This is a genomic window from Streptomyces sp. B15 (assembly GCF_018070605.1).
GTDB classification, from domain to species: Bacteria; Actinomycetota; Actinomycetes; order Streptomycetales; family Streptomycetaceae; genus Streptomyces; species Streptomyces smyrnaeus.
In genome coordinates this window covers 1-2060 of the sequence record NZ_JAGPXJ010000196.1, presented here as the reverse complement: position 1 = coordinate 2060, position 2060 = coordinate 1, and the positions used below count along the sequence as shown (strand labels likewise).

The following is a 2060-nucleotide window of genomic DNA, read 5'->3' as shown; positions in this document are numbered from 1 at the left end:
TCAGCGGCCAGGAAGTCCTGGAGGAGGGCCAGCAGTTGGTGCGCGGCAGTCCGTACCCGTGCGGGTACCGCGTCGACGGGTTCGGCGTCGGTCCCGGTCGGGCAGGGCGCGAGGATCAGGTCGGGGACGGCGGCTCCGTCCGCGACCGCCTCCCGTAGCGCGGCCAGATCCGGGTGCGCGGGGGCCTCGGCCGGGCCGTCGGCCAGGTCGCCGCCGAACACTTGCTGCCCGGCGTCGTGCGCGAGGACGGCGTACGTGGCGGCGTCCGGTCGCTGACCCTCCGCGAGCCGCAGCGGCTGCCAGTCGACGCGGTGCAGGGAGCGGGTCAGGGTGTCGTCGGCTGCCGCCCGGTCGGCGCGCCACCGCTCGGTGGGGATCCGACGCAGGCCGAGGGAGCGGATGGTGGCCACCGGGGTGCCCGCCGTGTCGGACAGGGTGAGTGCGATCTCGTCCTGTGCGCGCCGCTCGATGCGGACGCGCAGGCGCGTGTGCGGTCCGGCGGTGTGCAGGCGCACACCGCTGAAGGAGAAGGGGAGCCGCACGGTGCCGTCGGCCTCTGGATCGTTCCGGTACAGCTCGTCCACTGCGTGCAGTGCGCTGTCGAGGAGCGCCGGGTGCAGGGCGCAGCCGTCGGCGGCGTCGTGCTGGTCGGCGGGCAGGCGTACGTCCGCGAACAGGGTCTCGTCGTGCCGCCAGGCGGCGTGGACGCCCCGGAAGGCGGGGCCGTACCGATAACCCTGCTCGGCGAGTTCGGCGTACAGCTCGTCGGCGTCGATCGCCACGGCGTGCGCGGGCGGTTGCTCGAAACCCGCCGCGCCGGGGCCCCCAGAGCTGGAGCCGGAGCCGGGTTCGGCGAGGGTTCCGGCGGCGTGTCGGCGCCAGGCGCGGGCGGATGCTCCGTCTGCCTCGGGCGTGTGGCCCTCGTCGTCGTCGGCGTCGGCGTCGGCCTGTGCCGGGCGTGAGTAGACGGTGATCTGGCGGCGTCCGCTGCCGGTCCCGTCGGCCGGTGCGACGGCCACCTGGAGGTCCACTGCGCCGGTGGCGGGGAGCAGGAGCGGGGTCTCCAGCGTGAGGTCCTCGACCAGGGTGTGACCGGTGTGGGCTGCGGCCGTCAGGGCGAGTTCCAGGAAGGCCGTGCCGGGCAGCGGCACGCTGTCGGCGATGGCGTGGTCGGTGAGCCAGCCGTGCGTACGCGGGGAGATACGGCCGGTCAGCAGCAGCCCGCCGTCCGCCGCATCGAGGGCGGAGGGCAGCAGCGGATGCCCTGTCCCACGCAGTCCGGAGGCGCTACCGACGGCCGGGTCGGGCACGGGGCGCCAGTACCGGCTCCGCTGGAACCGGTACGTGGGCAGGGCGACGCGTCCGGCACCGGGCGGCAGCGCGGCGGAGAAGTCGGCCGTGCCGCCGTGCACATGCGTCGCGGCGAGCGCGTCGAGCAGGGTGTGCCGTTCGTCGTGGCCGGAGCGCAGCACCGCTGCGCAGGACGCGCGCGGCCCGCCCGGTTGTTCACCGTTCCCACCGTTCCCACCGCTCCCGCCGTTCCCGTCGGCCTCCTCCGCCAGGCACGCCTCGGTCATGGCGGTCAGGACGGGGGCCGGGCCCAGCTCCAGGAAGCGGGTGACGCCCTCGGCGCGCAGTGTGCGCACGCCGTCGAGGAACCGTACGGGCTGCCGCACGTGCCGCACCCAGTACTCGGGGTCGGCGAGCTCCTCGGGTTCGGCGACGCGTCCGGTGACGTCGGAGACGACGGGGATGCGCGGCGGCGCGTAGGAAAGGCCCTGGGCGACACGGCGGAACGCGTCCAGCATGGGATCGAGGCGGGGCGAGTGGAAGGCGTGGCTGACCCGCAGCCGCTTGGTCCTGTGCCCCGACTCGCGCAACGGCCCCGCGATGGCCTCGACGGCGTCCTCGTCACCGGAGACGACGACCGAGGAGGGGCCGTTGACGGCGGCGAGCGTGGCGCGGCCGTCGGAGCGCGCGAGCTGCGCGAGCACCTGCTCCTCGGGGGCCTCGACGGCGACCATCGCTCCGCCCGGCGGCAGCTCCTGCATCAGCCTGCC

1 protein-coding gene is annotated in these 2060 nt (G+C 75.3%); it reads right to left on the bottom strand.

All coding sequences use genetic code 11. The features are described 5' to 3' along the window. Window positions 1–2060, bottom strand: a 2060-nt coding sequence (locus KBY19_RS35770) for a polyketide synthase dehydratase domain-containing protein (RefSeq protein ID WP_210967510.1), incomplete at both ends; no start/stop codon positions are given.